Genomic DNA, 21725 nt, shown 5'->3' with positions numbered 1-21725 from the left:
TCAGGCGGACATCGATGGCCGTCCGCTAGCGACGTGAGTAGCCATCCTACGAGAAGCGCGCGATACCCGGCAGAAACGAACGGTCAACTTTGACGATCGCGCATAAAAAAATGAGGGGTGCTACAATACCCCTCATTCATCTTGTATCATCCGATACGTCGTCAGCGAGTGATCACTCGCGAGGACGAATCGCTCCGGTCAGACCCGAGTAGTCGCAACGATCTTCTTCGTGCCACAGTGGTAGACCTTGTTCTACCCGACGGCGAAGGACTTCGATCTTCGCTTCGGAACCGGCAGGGGCATCGGTTGGGATGAACTCATCACCTGCATCCGGGACGAAGTCTTCGTCGTGGCCGAACTTCAGGATCGCATCGAAAACGTTCTTGATTTTCTGCATCTTAGGAAACACCTACTTTCAACATTTGAATCGCGCTGGGGCGTGACTTTTATACGGCGTACGGTGCCGTTTGGTTTTGAATCGATCGAAGGAACTAGCACAGGTTAAGTGCCAGCGTTCCTTGCACGGGTATTAAAGAGCAATATCCGTTCGCTCGTGAGACAGCACGAGGCCAAGATGACGAATTGGGGCTCTAGTCCCAACAGTTCTCGGCTTGCGATGCTGACGGCCTCCACTTCGACCATTAAAAATTGGTAATTTCTTTGTGGGTCGAGAAGTCTTGAATCTTGGCCGTTGATCTCCCCTATGGATCCTCCTAGGTTTCGATCAAGCACACGATTATTTATTGATCGCTTAACGTGTCAATAGATTTTTCCGCTAGTTGCCGCAAGGGGAGTTGTCTCGTTAACGTTAAGAAGCTCAATATCTTCCGATCTAAAGAATAGGTCGGAAGTAGCAAAAGGCAAAAACTACTACCAAACGAGCAAAACGGCCTGCGTTAGGGCCATTTTAAAGGAGACTTCTGACCCATTCATGGTTCACCGTACGGGTTGCCGAAGCCTCAATGTCTGGTGAAGCTTTAACGATCAAACAGCAAGACCCCTTGCGAAAAGTTTTTTCCTTGCTCCAAATTTTTCACGAACATGAAGGCCTATTTGGGGGGCCAGAATGACCTGGATTCAAAAAGAAATCACCCTGCGTGCAAGGTCGCGTGGGTTCCATCTTGTCACGCGCGACATCCTCGGCGAGCTGCCGGAACTGGCCACCATTCGGGTTGGTTTGCTGCATGTCTTTATTCAGCACACCTCGGCGAGTCTCGGGATCAACGAGAACGCTGATCCTGATGTACAAGTCGACCTGGAGATGGCCTTCTCGAAGATCGTCTCAGAAGACTTCCCGTATGTTCATACAATGGAAGGTCCCGACGACATGCCCGCCCACATTAAAGCCGCCATGCTGGGCAGTAGCGTCACCATTCCGATCACCGACGGACGCTTGAATCTTGGGACCTGGCAAGGGATCTATTTGTGCGAACATCGCAACCATGCCAGTCGTCGCCGCCTGGTGGTGACAATCCAAGGCGAAGCTCGTTAGAAGCGGGCATTCTTCAACACACCGAATGAAAGAGAGCGGGCAACCTGACGGGCTGTCCGCTCTCTTTTTGTGAGAATCGAATTGCTTGCCAGTGGCAAACTACTGTGGTGGTGCCAGCGTCGTCGCTGCCCCTGGTGGTGGTGGCAGCTGGATCGCCCCGTTTTCGGCGGCCATCGCGGCCAAGGCATCGGTGTAGGTGATTAGTAGCCCGTGAACATGCTGAAACTCGGGCCGCTGCGTCAGCGGAGCATAGTTGGCGTTGCCTGCGACCTGATCGTAGCGAGCGATCGCCGCTTGCAGGGCCTGAGGACTTGGGTGCGGACCTTGCTCGTAAACTTGCTTCGGCAAGGCGAGGTAGCCCCGCCATTGTTCGTCGAGAACACTGCCAAGCCGGTTCGAGGCGGCGGCCAATTCCATGCGGAGCTGATCGATGCCGATACCATTCTGAGGGGGCACCATCGCAGGCATTTCGGTAGCGGCAGGCGTTGGCGTGGCGTTTGGATAGACCGTGTTCGGCTGTGGTTCGAGCACAGGATTGTCCGAGTAACGCGTGATCGTCTGCAGCAGTTCCGCGGCCGAAGCAGGCAGAACTGGCGTGTTGGTGGCTTGCTGACCGGTCGGCGTCAGGCCGGTGCTGGCGTAGTAGTTGCGATTCGCGGTGGTGTCGATCTGCAGCGAACTTCCATCGACCGAGGCCCCGACGAACAAACCACGGCTGCGGCTGTACGAGTAGATTTCACTCTTCAGCGAAAGGTCGGTACCGGCCGAGGCGTTGCGTCCCACTGGGCCTGCGGACGCAGCGGCGTCGACACCAATGGTGAACTTCCCCCGCAAAAGCCCTTCGACGCTTTGCTTGGTCTGGAAGACCAGTACAACATCGGTGGCCTGAATACCAGCTTGCCAGCCGACGCTCCCGCCGGTCATGGTGACGAATTGAGGTGGCTGCCAGACACGGTTTTCATCGCGGACCAGCACCACACCGCGACCATGTCGCACACCGACGACGAAACCCCCTTTGATCATGTTGGGGATAATAACGACCCCCTCCGCCTTTTCGAGCATCACGTGAGGGATGCCGCTGGCAGGAATGGCCATGATTTCATTCAGCACGGCGGTCGACTGGCGGACCACCACGTCTTCGCGGCTTTGGGCACCAGGAAAGACTTGCTGAGCAAGAACGCTATGAACAGAAAGAAGCGACAGGGTCAGTGTCGCCAGCATGAGTGACGGGTAACGGGACATCTCTAAATCTCCTCCGTGAATTTCGGCCTTTGCTAGCACTGCAGACGCAGCGCTGCGGCCAGGGCTCGCCCAATGTATCGCAGTCGCAATCGGTGACAAACCTCGATTTGACGATGTTTGCCGGGCGATGATCAATTTGTTCTACGAAGGAGGTGGCCGATCGTTCAAACGTGCCGTGGTTTCATGGCTCGATCGTTGTTTCTTGCTGGGCCATGTATTTTTTCAGCTTCTCTTCAACCCCTGGGATCACTTTTGCGGCGTTCTGATGATAGATCTTCTTGAGCACCTCGTCAGGCAGGCCAATTCCGTAGATGTACCACAGGCCTTGCGGTGGCGGGACTTTCTCGGAGTAGGGGAAGTACTCGTCGAAGGTCTCGAAGAACCGCCAGTAGTAGTGCAGCCGCTGTTCCGGCCATGGTCCATCAGTACCGAACAAGATCCGATCCTGGTACTTCATGATGAACTCGCGGGAAGTATAGGGCTGGCGACCCAGTTCTGAAATTCGTGAGGCAGGCTCGACGTAGAGATTCGGATACTGCTCGAGCCACTGCGATAGCGTTGCCAAGTCTTCGGAGTTGTTCGCAAAGTGCGCCCCGATGAAGGTCGTCTCGGGATGACGAGCAAGCACGCGGTTGCGTGCCGCCAGAAGCGCTTCACGCGACGGAAATTGGTCGCCGTAGAAGCTCCAGTCAGGATGCCGCGAAAGTTCTTCCCAGCGTTCGTTGGTGTTGTCGATCGGCTCGAAGAATGCCGCTGGATCGGCAGTGTGAATGATTACCGGCAGCCCTAGTTCGCCGCAGGCTTTCCAGATCGGGTCCCACCGTGGATCGTCGATCTTCAGCAGCGAACCGTCGGCATCTTTGTAGCCAAGTCCAAACTGCTTGAAGAGCTTCAGCCCGCTGGCACCTCGCTTCTTCACCTCCGCAAGTTCCAACGCCATGCGACGGCCAAAGTCGGGCCGCTGACAGGCCCATGTCTCTGGCTTGTCCGGATCCCCCTCTCCTTGCCAGTCAATATTGGCGTAGATCAGAAACCGATCGGGGTACTTCGTCCACAGATACTTCGCGTGATCGTCGAAGTCATCGCCGAGGCGACCATCCAGACTCACACATAGTGCGATATTGTTGCGATCCATCACCCCGACAAAATCGTCTAGTTGTTCAGGCGAGTGCTTCAGGCGATAGCGGAAGTGGGTGTGATCGTCGACGACTGGAAATTTGGCGTGCGTGAGGTTTGTCTGGCGAACCTTCATCGCTGGCTCGGGTCGAAACTCTCCGATGGCCAGTGGTCGCCCTTCTTTACCGTCGAGTGGCTCGGTGGTTTCGCTGGTCTGGGCAAGCGAGACCGACGTGCCACCTGCCAGCAGCAGCATGGCGACCGCAGGCAAACGCAGGTGTCGGAGAAGATTACGCATGAAAATTTCCTTTCGTCGTCAACATTTTTCGCCGGTAATAGAAAACCCTCGTAACGCTTTTCACGATGTCGAGGAAATCTGGCGGTTGGTAACGATTGGTTCCGAGGTTAATTGGCCGTAAAATGAGGCGATCATTCCAACCTTCCCCTGCTTGCGATGCTATGAGCCTGGACGAAACGCAACGACAAACCCCGGGACAACTCAGCGCGGCGAAAAATCTCAGCCGTCCCAAGGGGAAGCCTCCGTGCGAGATCCCGGGCTACGACCTCGATTCTTTGCTGGGGCGTGGAGCGTATGGCGAAGTCTGGGTTGCCACCGCACAAAACACTGGGCGACGGGTCGCCATCAAAATCTACCACCATCGAGGGTCGCTCGATGAAAGCATGGTGGCCGCGGAAGTCGAGAAACTCGTCTTTCTTTCCGCAGATCGCTATGTCGTGCAGCTTTTGGAAGTAGGTTGGAACGCAGAGCCTCCCTATTATGTCATGGAATATCTGCCCAATGGCTCGCTGGAGGATCGCCTCCGTCGGGGCGGAGCCATGCAGGTCGAGGAAGCCATCAACATCTTTCGCGATGTGGTAATTGGCCTTCTCCATGCCCATGGTAAGGGCATTTTTCATTGTGATCTGAAGCCTGCCAACATTCTATTGGATCAGGACGGGAAGGCACGGATCGCCGATTTCGGCCAATCTCGGCTTTCCCACGATCAACGACCTGCGCTGGGAACGCTGTTCTTCATGGCTCCGGAACAAGCGGACATCGAAGCGACGCCTGACGTTCGCTGGGATGTGTACGCCCTGGGAGCCCTCCTTTATACGATGCTGGTAGGTGAGCCTCCGTTTCGCTCTTCTTCCAGTGTCGGTGAAATTGATTCGTCGCGTGGACTGCGACAACGGTTGGAAAAATACCGCCACGTAATAGCCACTTCGCCCCCACCCGAAGAACACAGAAAGATCCCAGGTGTCGATCGCGAACTGATTCAGATCATCGATCGCGCGGTCTCAGTGAACCCGCGACATCGCTTCCACAACGTTCAAGAGGTGCTCGAAGCCCTTAACGAACGCGAACGTCAGCGATATCGTCGCCCGCTGCTTTTGTTGGGGATTTTGGGGCCAGCCTTGTTGTTGATGATTGGTCTGTTCTTTGGTTGGCAGAACTACCAGACGGCGATGCTGACGTCCGAGCACGCCATGATCTCGAAGGCGTACGAGAGCAATCAGTTCGCCGCTGAGTTGGCCGCGACGAATGTTTCGAACGCGATCAATGCCCGGTTTGAGGAAGTCGAGCGACTCGCCAGCGATCCAGAGTTCATCAAGCTGGTGGTGCAAACGATCGAAGATCCAGAGCTCAAGCCAATATTGGACAGGTTACACGAAGTTCGCGCAACGGGGCGGGATCAAACGCCCGACCGGATTGCATTCCAGCAGCACCCCAATCGCGAGCCGCTTCAGAAACGCATTCGCGATCAGTTCGAACTGCCATCACAGAAGAACACGGCGAGTTGGTTCGTGACCGATGCCCAGGGATTTCACTTGGCGTCGTCATTCGATCTCGAGCCGTCGGTTTCCCCTATCGGTGGCTATTTTGGATACCGCACCTATTTCCATGGTGGTCGCGAAGATCTTTCCCCAACCGCTCCTACGCCATCGCCCGACGAGACAACGCATCTTTCCGCGGTGTTTCATAGTACGGCGTCAGGTACCTGGAAAGTTGGTATGGCGACACCGATGCGGCATGAAGGCAAGATCGTGGCTGTGGTCGCGATGTCGATCGATGTCGGCAAGTTCACCAGCTTGGAACCAGCAGAGCATCAATTCGCTGTGCTTGTCGATGGGCGCGATGCCCCGACCAACGGCGTGATTCTACAGCATCCGCTGTTTGACCAGTTGCTCGAGAAGCAGCAGCAGGTTCCGATCCGGTTTTCAGAAGAAGATCGCTACCGGGTCAAGCTCGCAAAGTTCAAGCAAGGGAAGCCCGTCGTTGGTAAAGATCCGCTGGGTGGTGACGAACTTGGGAAAGAGTACGACCAAAACTGGATCTTCGCCGCGAAAGAAGTCCCGCTGCCACATCGTCCAGGCAAACCAATCAACGTGAAGGGGGCCACTGGTTTGGTGGTCGTTGTGCAAGAGGATCACTCGTTCGCGGTGAAGCCAATTTATGAACTGGGGAACCAGCTTTCACGTCAGGCGGTCCTGGCGGCGTCGCTGATTGTTCTCGTCGTTCTTACGTTGTGGTATTTTGTGTGGGGGGCTCTGCGGCGTGTGCCGAAGGGAGCCATGGCAACTGGCGATACTGGCAGCGTGATTCCTCCGCACGAATTAACGACGATCGTCGCGCCCTCGAAGACGGGCGTCGATCCCTGATATCGAGAGCTAGATGGCCGAACTGTTTGCCCGAGATACGCTCTCTTCGCAGCGATGGCGGCGTCGACTAGTCCCCAACCAGCCGTTTGTCGTCGGGCGAACGACGTCGATCTTTCCTGTCTCATGGGATAAACAGGTCTCGTCCAAACATGCTTCGCTGACCTGGAATGGCGTTCAACTCGAGGTCCGTAAGATTGAGGAAGCGGTCAATCCGGTCTTCTACGATTCCCGGCCTCGCATCTCGTTCATGCTCGACCCTGGCAAGCACTTCGTGATCGGGCACACCGAGTTTCTGCTGGAGAACAGCGAGCCGACGATGCCATTGCCGCATCGAAGCCCCAAGACGGAAGTGACCATTCGGCCGGAAGAGATTCGGGCAACCTCGTTCCGCAAGACGCCAGGCCGGATCGAACTGTTGACCGAACTGGTCTCGAAGATGACTGCTTCGACCGACCACGAGCAGCTACTGACGATCATGCTTCAGCAGTTATTGCAAGGGATTCCCCATTCGACCGACGTCGTGCTGCTAGAGAAAGAGAAGAGCGAAGTCGCCACCTACATGCCGGTCGCGTGGGATAGCCGCGATGGGATCTCGACCCCCGGTGGATGCAGCCAAGGGTTAATTGAAAACGCAACGAAGACGCAAATGTGCGTGCTGCATGTTTGGCCGGTCGATTCCGACAGCGATGCTTCTGACTATACCCAGGTCGCCGGGCACGACTGGGCCATGTGCATTCCCTTGAAGATCAAGTTGCATCAAGAGGCGGCGCTGTACATCTCGGGGACGCGAGCACAACTCGATGGCAACTTGACGGAAGTCGAACTGCTGCAAGACGACATCAAATTTGCCGAGCTTGTCGGTTCGACTTTCGCGAATCTCTCTCGCAACCTGGCACTCGAACGTCGTCAGTCGCAGCTGGACCAGTTCTTTACGCCGGGGCTGCTCGATCATGTTGTGACCGACCTGGAAAGCTTCCTCGCGCCACGTGAAGCGGAACTGATGGTAATGTTTTGCGACCTGCGAGGATTCACCTCCGCGGCGGAAGAACACTTCGATCGCTTGATTCCGTATTTGAATCAGACGAGCGAAACGTTGTCCCTGATTACGTCGGCGATCCTGGCGCAACAGGGGGTGATTGGCGACTTCCATGGCGACGCGGTGATGGGCTTTTGGGGCTGGCCGGTTCCAATGGAAGAGAACCCACTCGGAGCGATCCAGGCCGCGTGGGAGTTGGTACAGAAGTTGGCCGGGAAAGACTTCCTTTGCGGAGAATCGGCACCCAAGGCAGGGATCGGTATGGCAGCCGGTCCGGCGGTCGCAGGCATGATCGGAAGTCGAGATCAGGTTAAAGTCACCGCGTTCGGTCCCACCGTGAACCTTGCCTCGCGCATCGAGGGACTTACCAAACCGCTGGGCATTCCGCTGCTGCTGGACGAGAACGTGGTCGCCAAACTGCAGTGCCATCCGTCGATGCCGCCCAGTTCCTTCGTCCGGCTGGGGTGTTTTCGCCTGGCAGGTCTCCGGCATCCAACCCAAGTTTTCACCGTGAACACCGGCGACCACGACTGGGTGCCGACGTTTTCTCAGGCTCTCGTTCAGTTTGAAGATGGCGACTGGCAATCGGTCGGGCGATTACTTCAAGATATCCCTGGCAGCTTTGGGCCAGGCAAGTGGTTGACGCAATTCATACAACAACATCAGCAGCGACCGCCAGCCGAGTGGGATGGCGTCATTCCACGAACCGGGAAGTAACGCTAGTTAGCTGCGGTCGAAGTGGCCGCGTTGTGATTGGCGTTCGTCTCGCTCCAAAAGCGTTTGAATTCGGCCGCGATGAAGAACGAGCCGGTGATGACCAGCACGTCATTCGCTGCCGTTTCGGAAAGAGCTTCGTCAAATGCTGCCTTCGCGTCTTCCGTCGTTACCATCGAGGGCATTGCTTGCGGGGCGATCTTTTCAGCGATCGCGAATAACTGGTCAGGGCTCGTCGCTCGTGGGCTGAAGCCATACTTGGTAAGCCAGACCTTGTCGAACGCTTTCAGCAATTGCCCCAGCACGGCCGCGTGATCTTTGTCGCCGCTTGAGGCGAAAACCATGCGACGGCGCGCCTTCGGGAAGTGCTTTTGAAGGACACTTACCAGTGCGGCGGCCGAAGCATCGTTGTGGGCCGCATCGACGATTACGACCGGGCTTTCCGAAAGGCATTCGATCCGGGCGGGCAGGGCAGTGGTGGCCAGACCTTCGCGAATTGCTTCCGTGGAAACGGTGTGGCCTGCATCGTTCAGCAAACGAACGGCTGCAACAGCGAGCCCTGCGTTGGCGATCTGATGATCCCCTTTCACTCGCAGGGTGAACGATTCGGTTTTCTCGGACTTCCACTGGAAGTCGAACGCTTGTTGAAAGAGTGCCCCGTGGGACGTCTCTTGCCACGAACCTTCGACCACGCGGCTTTGGAACTGCTCGCCCAGGTGAAAGAGCGGTGCTTCGTGTTCGGCAGCAACCTGGGTGATAACGGTCTGGGCTTCGTCCGCGGTCACACCACTGACAACCGGGATGCCTTGTTTGATGATGCCAGCTTTTTCACCTGCGATCTCGGCAAGTGTATTGCCCAGCAGGGCAGTGTGGTCTCGGCTGATGCTGGTGATGATGCAGAGTTCAGGTTGGCAGACATTCGTCGAATCGAGTCGACCACCCAGGCCCACTTCGATCACGGCGAAGTCGACGTTTTGCTGTGCAAACAGCAGGAAGCCCATCGCGGTGGTAATTTCGAAGAAGGTCAGCCGATCGTCCGGGTTCGCCGTTTCGTCCATCTCGGCGACGATCGGACGAATGGTGTCGACCAGTTGGACGATGTCTTCCGCCGAGCAGTTGCCGCCGTTGAGCCAGAACCGTTCTTCCAGGCGTTCTAGGTGAGGCGAGGTGAATCGCCCGACGCGATAGCCTGATTTCCAGAGGATGTTCGACAGAAAGGCCGACGTCGAGCCTTTTCCCTTGGTGCCAGCCACATGGACGATCTTCAATCGACGCTCGGGATTTCCCAGAGCATCCATTAAGGCCTGCATCCGGTCGAGCTTGAAGCTGCGGGAACGGTAAGGGATATCGGTGGTCCGCTCGTAGTTGATTCGCTGGAACAAATAATCCAGCGCTTCCTGATAAAGGGGCGAGTCGGGGGCGGTTTGACTGGCGTCCAACGAGGTGGCTTTCCCAGAAAGTCAGCAAAAAGGTGGCCTGAAGCTCCCTTTATCTTAACGGAAAAAGATTTCCGCTAAATGGAGTATTTGCCTGGGCGACGCTGTAGCCGTGTGGAAAGTAGCAAACTGATTGTCCCAGGTTCGAAATAAAAAAGGCCGGTTCACTGCGGGAAGTAAACCGGCCAGGGATCAGGAGACGGACGTTTGTTGTCAGAAACGGGAATGTATTTCGTTGGACAGACGAAACACACTCTTTTTGGAGGATTGCACGACTGTTTCAGGGAACGGACGTACGAGCTTGGTTGAGCTAGTCGCATCCTGCGTGCCAATGGAAGATGCGATTTTAAAAAGAAAGCCGTAACTCACTTCACATGTGTATGTTACGGCGATAAAGAAAATCTGTGGCCCGAAAGTGCTAGCAATCGGGTTTGTAAGGATTGCAATTTGTACAAACTGCCATTGAAGTTCCTACCCAAGCCGCACGGCTTGCCAGCATCTTAAAGCTTGTTGCGGAGGGAAACTTCGCCACCGAATCGGGTGGCAACGGTGCGATAGACGTTCAGATCGACGGTTTCGGTCACTTTGCTGACGCTCCCATCGACAAACGCGACATTCACCACGCCAGGGTGGAAGCTGCGAGCCGTCACCGCGGCCATGCAGGGATTGTCTGCCACATCGCCTGCGCCTTCGCCGTTGTTCACGAAGTCGGCTGGCTGCAGACGCCCATCGATGTTGAAGATCGTGTTCGGGGTAAAGAACGCCGTGAATCCCGTTTGCTGGACGTTACCGCTGACCCACTGGGTATGCCCGCTGGGGGCAGTGCCAGAAGTGACGTTACCGTTGATCAGGCCTGCCACGTCCGAAAGGCTCGGCGGGCTGGTCAGCGAGTTGTCATACTCGGAACCCTGATAAAACCGCGTGAAGCTATTCACTTCCGAAAGGGCCATCGTGTTACTGGTACCATCGACGAACTCGGAGATCCGCGTGAATCGGTTCGCACCGAAGGCCCCGTCACCCCCTTGGGCTCCGTCGTAGACCAAAAAAGTGCCGTGCGACATGGCATAGTTCGAGGGGAAATGGTCCGGCACGCCATCGCCAGTAACGTCGACCGCTCGGAGGTTCACTTCCGAAGGGCACTTGAACATGTCGAGCTCGATCGCCGGAAGGGGCACCCCGACATTCAGAATATTCGCAGCCGAGCCATTCGACTGATAGGCCGTGTAAGACGTTCCCCAATTGATGGCGGCTTCCAGTGGACCTTGTTCGATAAATGGCAAGATTCGAGCTAAGCCCGACCATTGACCGGTGCCATCCCAGGCAGGTGGGAAGGTGTCGTAGGTATCGTGATAGACGTGGGTGGCCAGCGAAAGCTGCTTGAGATTGTTAGTGCATTGCATACGACGAGCGGACTCACGCGCTTGTTGCACCGCAGGCATCAGCAAACCGACCAAAACCCCGATAATTGCGATCACGACCAACAATTCGACAAGCGTGAAACCGGAACGGCGATTCATTTCGAGGCGATCCCTGAGAAATCTAGGCAGGAGGTCTGGGGACAAGCGGAACGCTCCCCCACGCTAGGTACATGAATGATACCCGCGTTGACTCCTCAAACCGAGTGTTTTTGACACGATTTTTGACGTTATTTTGTTCGCTGGCGACCTCGTCACACAAATCGAGCCGCTTCGGCAGAGGCCAGTGCAGTAGGCTTTAATAAGTGACAAGTCCCTGTTAGCTACATACCCCAGTCCACCAGCATTGTTCCGCAGCCGCGACGCGTTGAGGATTCGTAAACAAAATCCCCTCAATCGTGTGGGGCAGGTGTGGCTACGTAAATCGCAGTTCGAGCCCGCATAAGCGGTAGAATGCGGACAATAACAGGGGAAGATCCCATGAAGTCACCAAACTGCCCAGGTTTGGTTCCTTGTCACTGGGGGAAGCCCCATTTATAGTCGGACTTTTCCCTTAAGTTCTTTCCGCTTCGTAAGAAGGCGAGAGAAAAAGCAGGCAGAGCTAGCCGAACCAAGCTGGCTCCGCTGCGTAGACAGGGGATATCGGACTGTTTTGGCGCAAGATCGCCCGAAGCAGTTCACTATTTTCCTCATCTTATCTCTTTCGTACCAACCATCACCGTGGCTTGAAACAGGTTCCATGGCATCGGTAGACACTCAACCGCAATCGTCCGCTCCCTCGTCCAACAACGAAGTCATCATCGAGACGCGAAATCTGACCAAGATCTACCGCGACTTCTGGGGGCGTCAAAAAGTCCGAGCTCTGAAAGCACTCGACCTTGAAGTGCGTCGCGGCGAAATCTTTGGTCTGTTAGGACCAAACGGTTCCGGCAAGTCGACCACGATGAAGTTGTTGCTGGGGCTGTTGTTTCCCACCAGTGGTCAGGCACTTGTCTTCGGACAAGATCCGACGAACATCGCCACGAAGGAACGCATCGGGTATCTGCCGGAAGAGTCGTACCTCTACCGCTTTCTGGATGCCCGCGAAACGCTGAACTTCTATGGCCAGCTGTTCAACATGCCAGCCGACGTTCGCCAGAAACGCGTGAACGACCTGATCGAAATGGTGGGTCTGAAGTGGGCTGCCAAGCGTCAGCTGAAGGAATACTCGAAAGGTATGACCCGTCGTATTGGTCTGGCCCAGGCTTTGATCAACGACCCAGAGCTGATCTTCCTCGACGAACCAACGACCGGGCTCGATCCGATCGGTATTCGTGAAATGAAGGACTTGATCCTGAAACTTAAGGATGAAGGCAAGACCGTTCTGGTCACCAGCCACCAGTTGGCCGACTTGCAGGACGTTGCCGATCGAATCGCCATTCTGCACCAGGGTGAATTGAAGGAACTGGGCCGTGTCGATGCCTTGCTGAAGGTGAGCGACGAAACCCAGATTCGTGCCAAGGGAGTCAGCGAAGAAGCGAAGGCTGAGATCCGAGCCATCCTCGAACGGGAAAACGCCGAGAACATCTCGGTCGAAAACCCAACGACGACGCTCGAAGAGCTCTTCTTGAACATTGTCCGCGAAAGCGAAGCCCGACCTGGCCGCCGTGCCGGTTCGGATCGTTCGTAGAACCTTTGTTCAGCCCGTTTGGCCCTCCTTTCCACGCGAACCTTCGAGTAAGAAACAATCACCATGGGGATCGAAGATAATATTCAGCCGCTAAGCGAGTGGCTCCTTCCTATCCCGGGCGAGCAGTTCGGCGGATTGCTTACCTACCTGATTGCCTTGGTCATTCTGATTTTGGCCGGGCTCGTATTCGGGTTTATCGTCTCCGTTTTCCGTAACGGTCCGTTCGAGGCTTTCTATGCCGTGTTCGGAACCGCTGTGAAATCGGTGCCGGAACTGCTTTCGATCTCGCCTCGCCGTGTCTGGGCAATGACCTGGCTCGCGTTTCAGGAAGCGATTCGCAAGAAGGCGTTGCTCGTCTTCGCTTTGTTTATGGTCGTGCTGTTGTTCGCCGGGTGGTACATCAACCCAAGTGCCGAACAGCCGGTCCGTTTGTACCTGACGTTTGTACTCACCTTCCCGAAGTGGTTGGTGCTGTTGCTGGTGATCGCGCTCAGCGTGTTCAGCCTGCCAGACGATATCAAACGCCGCACGATCTACACCATTTACACCAAGCCCGTTCTGCCGAGTGAATTGTTCCTCGGTCGTTTGTTCGGTTTTGTGGGCGTCGGTACGATTGTCCTCTTCGCGATGGCCTTCGTTTCGTACTTGTTCCTGATGCAGGGCTTCAGCCACAAGCACTACGTCAACGCTGACCAGCTGGTCCAGGGCGAGAACGGAACCCTGATCGGCGAAACGACCGAGACCGCCGGTCACAAGCACGCGGTTACTATCTATCCGAACGACACCGCCGAGATCGATCGCGTCCACGAACATCGTCACGATGTGACTATCAACGAGAACGGCGGCCCGGAAGACAAGTACGTCCTGAGCGGACCGAACGACATGTTCCAGGCCCGTGTGCGTCACATCGGTTCGGTTCGCTTCCTCGATCGCTCCGGCAAGAACGCCGCCCCACGTGGTATCAACGTCGGTAAGGAATGGGAATACTTCAGCTACATCGAAGGTGGTACGTTCAGTGCCGCGGTTTTCACCTTTGAAGACTTGAACGACGGCATGTTCGCCGAAGTGGTCGACGGTGACGAAACCAAAGAGATGCTGCCGCTCGAATTCAACCTGAGTGTCTTCCGTACCTACAAAGGTACGATCACCGAAGGTATTCGCGGTAACTTCTACTTCAAGAACCCTGAAACGGGCGAACGAAGCATTGCGATTCCGTTTACCGCGTCGGAAGAATCGGACCTGCATTACATCCCGCGAACCTTATCCAACTTCAAAGCCAATAGCGACAAGCCGGAACTCGACTTGTTGGAAGATCTGTCAACGCAGGATGGTGGCCGTCTGGAACTTTGGATCCAGTGTGCCGAGCCAGGCCAGTACTTTGGTGTCGCTCAGAACACGGTTTACGTCCTGGAAGACAATCGCAGCTTCCTGCTGAACTACGTCAAGTGTTATGTCGGTATCTGGTTGCAGGTCGTCCTGGTGATCACGTTCGGTTTGGTGTTCAGCACCTTCCTGAATGGCCCGGTCGCCTTGCTCGCCTCGTTCCTCTCTCTGGGCTACGGTAGCATCGCGGACGATGTGAAAGGCCTGGCCCGCAACGTGATCTTCAACGAGAAGACCGGTTGGTACGGGGGTGGTCCGGCCGAGGCCATGGTGCGACTATACACGCAGAAGAACATCATGACCGAATTGGAAGGTGCCATCTGGGTCGACGTGGTCAAAGCGATCGACACGGTCTTCGCCTTCATGATTTACGCGTTCGTCAACATGCTGCCTGACTACAGCATGTTCGATACCCAAGGCTTCGTGGTGGATGGTTACAACATCCCAGGAGCCGTTGTGGCAGAACAATTCATCACCGTCCTCGGCTTCCTCGTCGCGCTGGTCGCGGTCGGGTACTTCTTTCTGAAATCGAAAGAAATCGCAGCATGAGCAAGAATAAATCTTTTCAGCACAAGGTTGTTTACGGCGTTTGCATCATCGTGATCTTGATCGCGGTGTCGTTGATCAGCCGACCAGCAACCTCGAATCAGCCTGGCGGTATGCTCGCTCAAATGCGGCGCGAATATCGCATCTCGGACGCTCAGCTGGGCAAAGTCGACCCCGCGAGTGAAGCGATGCGTTTGTCGTTGCTTGGTTTGGACGGTGTGGCGATCACGTTCCTGTGGAGCAACCTGAATGAATATCAGAAGACGGAACAGTACACCCTGATGGAGGCGACCGCCAAAACCATCTCGTACTTGAATCCGCACTTGCTGAAGGTTTGGGAATTTCAGGCTTGGAACCTGTCGTACAACGTTTCCCGCGAGTTCGATAACTACAAGCACCGTTATCTGTGGGTCAAACGCGGTATCAACTATCACATGGATGGTACCGAGTACAACTACAACGAACCCCGCATGATGAATTCGATCGGTCACTTCTTCGGCAACAAGTTCGGCAACGCCGACGAGAAGAAGGAGTACCGCGAAATCTTCCCGGACGACGACATCTTCCACGAAGAAATTCAGAAGCATCTGGAAGGAACGAAGTACTCGGTCGTCGAAGGTGCCGAAGGGGTTCAAGAGGGCAAGCCAGACAACTGGCTGGTTGCTCGTCTGTGGGACCAATGGGCGACGGAAGTGGTCGACAATGGTCTGGGCAGCATCGGCGCGATGTCGCCAACGATCTTCTATCAGTACCCCGCCAAGCGTCTGATGAACTTCGGCGAAGCAGCCGAAAAAGAAGGCAACATCTCGGAAAAAGCTCAGGCCGCTTGGGCTCAAGCTTATGACGAATGGCGTGAATATGGCGACCACGAGTTGCCCTCGACCTATGGTATTCCGATCAAGCTGAACGACGCAGATCGTCTGAAAGTTGAAATCGAAGAAGTCGGTAAGAAGTTCGACGACGCCTACGGTCAGTACAAAGAAAAGGTCTACGCCGAGAAGTTCGCGAAGCTTCCGGAAGAGACTCGTAAGGCAATCGAAACGCCGAAGGCCGAACGCACTGAAGAACAGATGAGCCTCGCCCGCATGGCCGAGCCATCGGTGAACGTTTCACGATTTGAAGTCGTCGCGTACATGCGTGACAATAATATCGACGGCGTGCTGGAAGCTTCTAAGCTGGCCAACGTGCTGGATGAAACGGAGTTCATGCGAGGCGTGATCAATCGTCAGAAAGACATCGTTGCCTTCAACTACTGGCTGACCCGAGCCAAGTCGGAACGAACTGACCGGACCGTCGAAGCCCGCAAGTTGGTTTACGATGCTCACGAAGCGTACAAAGCGGCCGACCTCGTGAAAGCTCGCGAACTGTACGAACAAGCTTGGGAGCTGTGGACCGGTATCTACGAAGATTTCCCGGAACTGCGGGAAGATGCTTCGTCCGATGTCTTGGCCGACTCGATCAAAGAGTACCGCGAATTGCTGAACCACTTCGATCAGGACATCTCGCCAAACTTCCCGCTGATCGACATCTTGCGGGCCGAAGCAGGCGGCGATTTCCAGGAACCAGAATGGGTTCCGGAAGATGCTCCGAAGTCGGATGAAAAGGCCGAAGCCGAAGCGGGCGAGATGAAGTCGGAGGAGGCTCCGAAAGAAGAGCCTGCCGACAAGCCGATGGAAAGCAAGCCTGCGGAAGAATCGGAGAAGCCTGCCGCCGAACCGATGAAGGAAGAAGCTTCCGCCGAGTCGAAGCCAGCCGAGCCCGCCCAAGAATCGGCGGAGTCTAGTGACGAAAAGAGTGCTGACCCTGAGTAGGACTCTGCTTTGTGGACAACACCTTGAACGAACAGACCGAGGCTCGATCCGGTGCGGATCGAGCCTTTTTCATTTACCAGCGACTGGTCGCCTTGTTCCTGCTGCTGTTGATGGCGGCGACCTATCCGCTATGGATCGATCTCACGAGCTTCCCCGCCGTGCCGGTCTGGTCCTTTCTGCGTGATGTTCCGCCGCTCGCCGATCAGATCCTGGCTGGCGGATTGGTCCTGGTGGCTGCAACGCTTCTGATCGCCGGACCGCAAGGAAAATTCGCTTCGCGATTGTGGCTGACGCTGGCCGGAATACTTTTGCTGACGTTTCTGTTGAACCAGCATCGCTTTCAGCCATGGGCTTATCAGGTCGCTGTGTTGAGTTGCTTTTTCGGCCTGGTCCCGGGAAGTTTGGCTCGACGACTGACGATGGCGGTTGCTTTAAGCGTCTACTTCTTCTCGGCGGTCTCGAAGCTGAATGCCTCGTTCGTCAACGAACTGGGGAACGACTTCCTGGCGACGTTGTCCAGCCAGGTAGGAATGGCCTGGCGACCGGATCTTTGGAGCAGTGACAAATGGTTTGCTCTCGTTTTTCCCGCGTTCGAGCTGATCGCATTCGTGTTGCTCTCCATTCCGAGAACCAGAAAGCTTGGCGTTGTTGCCGCGTGTGCTATGCACATCGGTTTGATTGTTGTGCTGGGGCCGCTTGGGCTATCCCATAGCTGGGGCGTGCTTCTCTGGAATGTCTTCTTCTTCGCCCAGGCCATCCTGTTGTTTTGGTTTCCTGCGAGAATTGAAGAACCGTCCACCGAAACAGCTTCCCCTTGGCGGATTCGTTCCGCGATCGCGATTTGTGGTGCCGTGATTTTGTTTCCACTTTCGGAACTGGCAGGCATCGGCGATCCTTGGCCTGCGTGGGGTTTGTATGCCTCGCACGTCGGACGGACTTATCTGTTTGTGCCACGACATGTGTTGGGTTCTTTGCCAGAAGAGATGCAGGCCTACGTCGATGAGCAATCGAGTGAAGACTGGTTCGTGCCGATACTGTTGGATCGTTGGTCACTTCAAACGACCGGCGCACCGATCTACCCAGGCGAACGGTTCGCCTTTGCCGCCGCGCGTTCGTTTGCCGTGAAGACCAAGACGGTCAACTTTGCTCGACTCGTGATCGAATCGCCTGCCGATCGTTTCTCAGACGAACGCGAGGCGGAGGCGTTCGCCGGTGATCAAATCAGTAAAGAAGCTCAACGCTTTTGGCTGAACACCGAGCCGCGTCGCGCTTATCTGCGAGGCAACTAGGATACGCTGCCTGCGAACATCGCGACCGATCCTTCGGTGACGATTTCAACCGCACGTAGCTCATCGGAAAGAGCTTTCTGGAGCGAGTCCAGCGAATCGTTCTGATTCCCGAAGATCCCGCGGCGATTGTACGACGCCATCACGCGACGTCCTAATCGACCTTTCGGGCAAGGCTCACCGAGGATCGTGGCTCCGAACAAGATTCCGCCTGGTTCCAGCGTCGCGGCTACGCGGTGAATCACTTCGCCGCGGAATGACTTCTCGCCCGGCAAGCAGTGCAGCACATACATCAGCGAAGCTGAGCGGAAGCGTCGCAGCGTGGAGGGAAATGGCTGAGCAAGATTGGCCTGAACAGTAGTTGGTTGAAGTCTCGCGATTCGTTTCGACGAGGCGTTCAAACAGTTCTGGTTGGCATCGAGCAGCGTGATCTGGCTGGCGGAGTTCAGCCGCTGAGATCGATCGAGAAAGAAGCCAGTCCCGACACCGATGTCGAGGTGGCGATCGGTCACATGCCGGTCGAACCAGGCCTGAAGTGTCGCCGTCCGGCAGTTCCACAGAAAGCGATTCGAGAAGCCATGCACCACAAGGTCGTAAAGTGGCAAAGACCACGATGTGTAAACTCGATGACCTGCATCGGTGTCGATCGAGGTTGGGTCAGGTGAAGCGTTCAAAAGTCTTGGCGGTATCTCGAAAACAGGTTGCGGAAACAAGCAGCCGACAGCGTAGCAGGTTCTCGCCCGGCAAGACAAGGTACGCACTTGTTCCGGTATGAACGGTGCGTTGATCGCCGTAGCGGGTAGGGCTGTAACGTTCATAGCGATTGTCCGCTGGAAAGGGCCTCTGTTTCGGGAACCCGACTCTGGTTTCCCACCAAGGTTCGGGGAATCTCAACCCGAATAGCGTCCTATGGTTGACCAAACGGGGCTGTCTATTCCTTATCCGCAATCGTATTCGCTGTGCACGATTCTTCGCCTCAAAACGATTCCCATTCGCCACGGTCATGGTCTGCCTGGGCCATTGTCGCAGGCACGCTGTTGGCCGTTGCCATCGCCGTCAGTCCGAATGGTGCCGATCCCGATCTGTGGGGACATGTGCAGTATGGACGCGACGCTCTGCAGGAAGGTCTCGCGCGAACGACAACGTACAGCTATACCGCCAACGGCTACCGTTGGATCAATCACGAGAACCTCAGCGAACTGGCGTTGGCGATCGGTATCGACACGATCGGCCCGACCGGTCTGCTGCTGGTGAAGCTGCTGCTGGGACTTCTGATCTGCAGCGTGCCGTTCTGGAAGACGAAAGACTTTGCCCGGTATCCGCTGCCGGTGATGGTGGTCTCGCTGCTGATGGCGATCAACTTCACCAATCATTGGAACGTGCGACCGCAGTTGTTCAGTTTTGGCTTCTTTGCCTTGCTGCTGGTTTTGCTCGATCGCGCTTTCGTCGGTTGGCAGGGACATTGGAATCTGCCTTGGCTGAAGTCGCTACGTCGTGGCGAAGCGGCCGACGCTGGTAGCTGGAGCCACAAGTCGATGCGGCTTCTGTGGCTGGCGATTCCGCTTTGCTTTTTGTGGACCAACACCCATGGCGGCTTCATGGCTGGCGTTGGGGTGCTGGGTGTTTACCTCGTCTGCCGAATGATCGAAGCATTCACGATGCGAGGCTGGGAAGCCTCTGGCATGCTGCGTCGTCTTAGCTTGATGCTATTTGGTGCGGTGATCGCCACGCTGGTGAATCCTTACAGCTATGAACTTCACCAGTGGATGCTCGAAGCTCTGCGCGTGCCTCGGCCAGAGATCACTGAGTGGCATCCGCTGTACTCACTCGATATGTTCAGCATGGCTTTTATCGCCTTGTTGGGGCTGATGGGCTTCTCGCTGGCATACTCGAAGAAACCGATCGACTTCACGCAGTTGGTTGTGATGCTACTGGTTGCCGCTCAGGCCACCATGCATCAGCGACACGCTCCGTTTCTGGCAATGCTGTGTGGTTTCTGGGTGACTCCGCATGTCGTTTCCGCCTGGAATCGACTGACGGCAGTGAATGATGCCAATCAACGAAACCTGAATCCCGCGATTGCCTGGGGTGTGGTGATTCTGGCGGCTGGCATGTTTGCCTGGCCGTTGTATGGAAGGCTCAGCGTGATGCGTGTTGACCGCGATGTCTATCCGGTCTCGGCGATCGAATACATGGACCAACATCACCTGCATGGCAAGACGATCGTTTCTTACAACTGGGCCCAGTACTACATCGCGGCCCGGTGTGTCGATGGTGCCTCAAGCGTGCAGTTCGATGGCCGTTTTCGGACTTGTTATCCGCAGTCGGTCGTCGACCGGCACTTCGACTTTATTCTCGGTGACGCGCCAGGAATGCGTTTCCGCAAATTGCCCTCTCCGGTAAATCCGACGGCCGCGTTGGTCGAAGGAAATCCGGCACTCGTATTGCTCGACCGAGGTCAGCCCCACTCGGAGCAAACGATGGAGTCGGTACCAGGATGGACCCTTTTGTACCAGGACTCACTTGCTCAGGTATGGGGACGAAGCGACTTGTTCAACAATCCCCAATCGCCTGAATTTGTCGCACCCAACCAGCGTTCGATTTCGAACGCAAACCAGCACGGCTTTGTAGCCTGGCCTGCGATTCCATCGCAACCAGCCGGAGCCACCCCATCATCGCAACTGGCACGTGCCATCCGCACGGCAACTCAAAGAGGGCAACCATGACCACCACGCTTTTCCCTTCGACTTCTCCTGCATCGACCTGGGAGCATCTCGACGACCATCCTTGGGACCTGGCCCCTTGGGAGTTTCGTCTGGCCGAAACCGAGCAATTGCTCGACGAACTGGAAACCGACAACCAGCAGCCAACCGACTCCCTCGACTATCCACTGCCAGCCGACTTTAAGCTTTCGGTGATCGTGCCGGTCTTTAACGAAGAAGCAACCATCGCCACGGTTGTCCAGCGATTGCTGCAGCTTCCGTTTCGTACGGAAATTGTGATCGTCGAAGATGGAAGCACCGATCGAACCCGCGACGTGCTGACCCGACTGGCTCACTTCTGCGATCTCAAGATCATCTATCACGCTCGCAACCAAGGCAAAGGAGCGGCGATTCGCACGGCTCTCCGATACGTGACCGGCGACGTGGTGGTCATTCAAGATGCCGATCTCGAGTACGAGCCGCAAGACATCGCCCAGGTCATTCGTCCGATCGTGACCGGCGAGGCCGATGTTGCTTACGGCTCTCGTTTTATGAGCGAAGCCAAGTACGACAAAGATTCGTGGCTGCATCGCCTCGGGAACCAGGCGTTGACCTGCGCCTCGAACCTGCTAACTGGCCTTCGCCTGACCGATATGGAAACCGGCTGCAAGGCATTCAGCCGCAACATTATCCAGCGGATCGAAGTTCAACAGAACCGATTCGGCTTCGAGCCTGAAATCACCGCCAAGCTGGCCAAGCGGAAGTATCGCTTCGTTGAATGCCCAATCCAGTTCCGTACCCCGAACTGGGCCGCCAGCAACAAGGTTGGCTGGCAAGAAGGACTGTCGGCCTTGTGGTGCATTTTCCGCTATCGATTCTCCGACTAGCCCAAATCATCGTCACGGGATGGCTATCTGCTTCCTCCGCAGGTAGCCATCTCTTGTGGCGTTTCAACCTTAGGCTTCGATGGTTGAACCTGCAGACGCCCTGCTGGCAGTCGTTTTCTGTGCGGTCATCCGTCAAATATCCCCCAGAAGTCACAGCATACACCCCAGGCGGGTGTCTTTTTGGTGCCGAAAACAGCTCAATTCGGTTGAACCCTAGGCCCTCAATGCCTATCCTTATAGTTTGGATCAATGTCCCTTCTTCCTCTCTATGGCAATAGGGCCTTCTGCGAAGGAGATGGGCAATCGCGATCAGGCATCGGTTTGCCTTG

General features: G+C 55.8%; 15 protein-coding genes. 9 read left to right on the top strand and 6 right to left on the bottom strand.

Annotated elements, in window-relative coordinates:
* Window positions 1-172 precede the first annotated feature (172 nt).
* Window positions 173-397, bottom strand: a complete 225-nt coding sequence (locus tag AB1L30_RS08965) for a hypothetical protein (protein WP_345092306.1) — start codon at window positions 395-397, stop codon at window positions 173-175.
* Window positions 398-1066: 669 nt separating this feature from the next.
* On the opposite strand from AB1L30_RS08965, the gene AB1L30_RS08960 reads away from it, so the two are divergent.
* Window positions 1067-1492: a secondary thiamine-phosphate synthase enzyme YjbQ gene (locus AB1L30_RS08960; protein WP_367013078.1), complete on the top strand. Its 426-nt coding sequence runs from the start codon at window positions 1067-1069 to the stop codon at window positions 1490-1492.
* Window positions 1493-1591: 99 nt separating this feature from the next.
* Here AB1L30_RS08960 and AB1L30_RS08955 read toward each other — a convergent pair whose 3' ends face one another.
* Together AB1L30_RS08955 and AB1L30_RS08950 are read right to left on the bottom strand one after the other, a co-directional pair.
* Window positions 1592-2734, bottom strand: coding sequence for a lipid-binding SYLF domain-containing protein (locus tag AB1L30_RS08955; RefSeq protein ID WP_367013077.1), 1143 nt, complete (start codon window positions 2732-2734; stop codon window positions 1592-1594).
* A gap of 181 nt (window positions 2735-2915) precedes the next feature.
* A complete protein-coding gene (locus tag AB1L30_RS08950; RefSeq protein WP_367013577.1) occupies window positions 2916-4106 on the bottom strand; it encodes an amidohydrolase family protein in 1191 nt (396 codons plus the stop codon).
* Window positions 4107-4309: 203 nt separating this feature from the next.
* Between AB1L30_RS08950 and AB1L30_RS08945 the strand changes: the two genes are divergently transcribed.
* Entirely contained in the window at window positions 4310-6511 is a 2202-nt protein-coding gene (locus AB1L30_RS08945; RefSeq protein ID WP_367013076.1) for a protein kinase, read from the top strand.
* A gap of 13 nt (window positions 6512-6524) precedes the next feature.
* The gene (locus AB1L30_RS08940; RefSeq protein ID WP_367013075.1) at window positions 6525-8264 is read left to right on the top strand and encodes an adenylate/guanylate cyclase domain-containing protein; all 1740 of its coding nucleotides are present in this window, start codon (window positions 6525-6527) and stop codon (window positions 8262-8264) included.
* Between the two features lie 2 nt (window positions 8265-8266).
* On the opposite strand, the gene AB1L30_RS08935 is transcribed toward AB1L30_RS08940, so the two are convergent.
* The gene (locus tag AB1L30_RS08935) at window positions 8267-9700 is read right to left on the bottom strand and encodes a folylpolyglutamate synthase/dihydrofolate synthase family protein (protein WP_367013074.1); all 1434 of its coding nucleotides are present in this window, start codon (window positions 9698-9700) and stop codon (window positions 8267-8269) included.
* Between the two features lie 497 nt (window positions 9701-10197).
* Complete coding sequence (locus tag AB1L30_RS08930; protein WP_367013073.1) at window positions 10198-11214, bottom strand: DUF1559 domain-containing protein; 1017 nt, start codon at window positions 11212-11214, stop codon at window positions 10198-10200.
* Between the two features lie 637 nt (window positions 11215-11851).
* Here AB1L30_RS08930 and AB1L30_RS08925 point away from each other — a divergent pair.
* The 4 genes from AB1L30_RS08925 to AB1L30_RS08910 all read left to right on the top strand — a co-directional run bounded on the left by AB1L30_RS08925 (window position 11852) and on the right by AB1L30_RS08910 (window position 17810).
* Window positions 11852-12781: an ABC transporter ATP-binding protein gene (locus tag AB1L30_RS08925; protein WP_345092327.1), complete on the top strand. Its 930-nt coding sequence runs from the start codon at window positions 11852-11854 to the stop codon at window positions 12779-12781.
* Between the two features lie 63 nt (window positions 12782-12844).
* Complete coding sequence (locus AB1L30_RS08920; RefSeq protein WP_367013071.1) at window positions 12845-14713, top strand: hypothetical protein; 1869 nt, start codon at window positions 12845-12847, stop codon at window positions 14711-14713.
* A complete protein-coding gene (locus AB1L30_RS08915; RefSeq protein WP_367013070.1) occupies window positions 14710-16521 on the top strand; it encodes a hypothetical protein in 1812 nt (603 codons plus the stop codon). The genes AB1L30_RS08920 and AB1L30_RS08915 overlap by 4 nt, the downstream gene beginning before the upstream one ends.
* An 11-nt stretch (window positions 16522-16532) precedes the next feature.
* Window positions 16533-17810, top strand: coding sequence for a hypothetical protein (locus AB1L30_RS08910; RefSeq protein WP_367013069.1), 1278 nt, complete (start codon window positions 16533-16535; stop codon window positions 17808-17810).
* Here AB1L30_RS08910 and AB1L30_RS08905 read toward each other — a convergent pair.
* Entirely contained in the window at window positions 17807-18481 is a 675-nt protein-coding gene (locus AB1L30_RS08905) for a class I SAM-dependent methyltransferase (protein ID WP_367013068.1), read from the bottom strand. The two genes, AB1L30_RS08910 and AB1L30_RS08905, sit on opposite strands and share 4 nt — an antisense overlap.
* 285 nt (window positions 18482-18766) lie before the next feature.
* Here AB1L30_RS08905 and AB1L30_RS08900 point away from each other — a divergent pair, with 285 nt between their 5' ends.
* Together AB1L30_RS08900 and AB1L30_RS08895 are read left to right on the top strand one after the other, a co-directional pair.
* Complete coding sequence (locus AB1L30_RS08900) at window positions 18767-20533, top strand: hypothetical protein (protein ID WP_367013067.1); 1767 nt, start codon at window positions 18767-18769, stop codon at window positions 20531-20533.
* Window positions 20530-21396 (top strand): glycosyltransferase family 2 protein, encoded by an 867-nt coding sequence (locus AB1L30_RS08895; RefSeq protein WP_367013066.1) that lies wholly within the window; start codon window positions 20530-20532, stop codon window positions 21394-21396. Before AB1L30_RS08900 ends, AB1L30_RS08895 begins: the two co-directional genes overlap by 4 nt.
* Window positions 21397-21725: the final 329 nt, after the last annotated feature.

The sequence above is a fragment of the Bremerella sp. JC817 genome, assembly GCF_040718835.1.
Classification (GTDB): Bacteria; Planctomycetota; Planctomycetia; order Pirellulales; family Pirellulaceae; genus Bremerella.
The sequence above is the reverse complement of the archived record's forward strand: the minus strand, read 5'-3'. Positions and strand labels throughout refer to the sequence as shown.

What these genes read in the sequence shown, in the direction of transcription:
- AB1L30_RS08965 (WP_345092306.1), bottom strand. Translation starts at nt 397, where the DNA reads ATGCAGAAAATCAAGAACGTTTTCGATGCGATCCTGAAGTTCGGCCAC.
- AB1L30_RS08960 (WP_367013078.1), top strand. Translation starts at nt 1,067, where the DNA reads ATGACCTGGATTCAAAAAGAAATCACCCTGCGTGCAAGGTCGCGTGGG.
- AB1L30_RS08955 (WP_367013077.1), bottom strand. Translation starts at nt 2,734, where the DNA reads ATGTCCCGTTACCCGTCACTCATGCTGGCGACACTGACCCTGTCGCTT.
- AB1L30_RS08950 (WP_367013577.1), bottom strand. Translation starts at nt 4,106, where the DNA reads ATGCTGCTGCTGGCAGGTGGCACGTCGGTCTCGCTTGCCCAGACCAGC.
- AB1L30_RS08945 (WP_367013076.1), top strand. Translation starts at nt 4,310, where the DNA reads ATGAGCCTGGACGAAACGCAACGACAAACCCCGGGACAACTCAGCGCG.
- AB1L30_RS08940 (WP_367013075.1), top strand. Translation starts at nt 6,525, where the DNA reads ATGGCCGAACTGTTTGCCCGAGATACGCTCTCTTCGCAGCGATGGCGG.
- AB1L30_RS08930 (WP_367013073.1), bottom strand. Translation starts at nt 11,214, where the DNA reads ATGAATCGCCGTTCCGGTTTCACGCTTGTCGAATTGTTGGTCGTGATC.
- AB1L30_RS08925 (WP_345092327.1), top strand. Translation starts at nt 11,852, where the DNA reads ATGGCATCGGTAGACACTCAACCGCAATCGTCCGCTCCCTCGTCCAAC.
- AB1L30_RS08920 (WP_367013071.1), top strand. Translation starts at nt 12,845, where the DNA reads ATGGGGATCGAAGATAATATTCAGCCGCTAAGCGAGTGGCTCCTTCCT.
- AB1L30_RS08915 (WP_367013070.1), top strand. Translation starts at nt 14,710, where the DNA reads ATGAGCAAGAATAAATCTTTTCAGCACAAGGTTGTTTACGGCGTTTGC.
- AB1L30_RS08895 (WP_367013066.1), top strand. Translation starts at nt 20,530, where the DNA reads ATGACCACCACGCTTTTCCCTTCGACTTCTCCTGCATCGACCTGGGAG.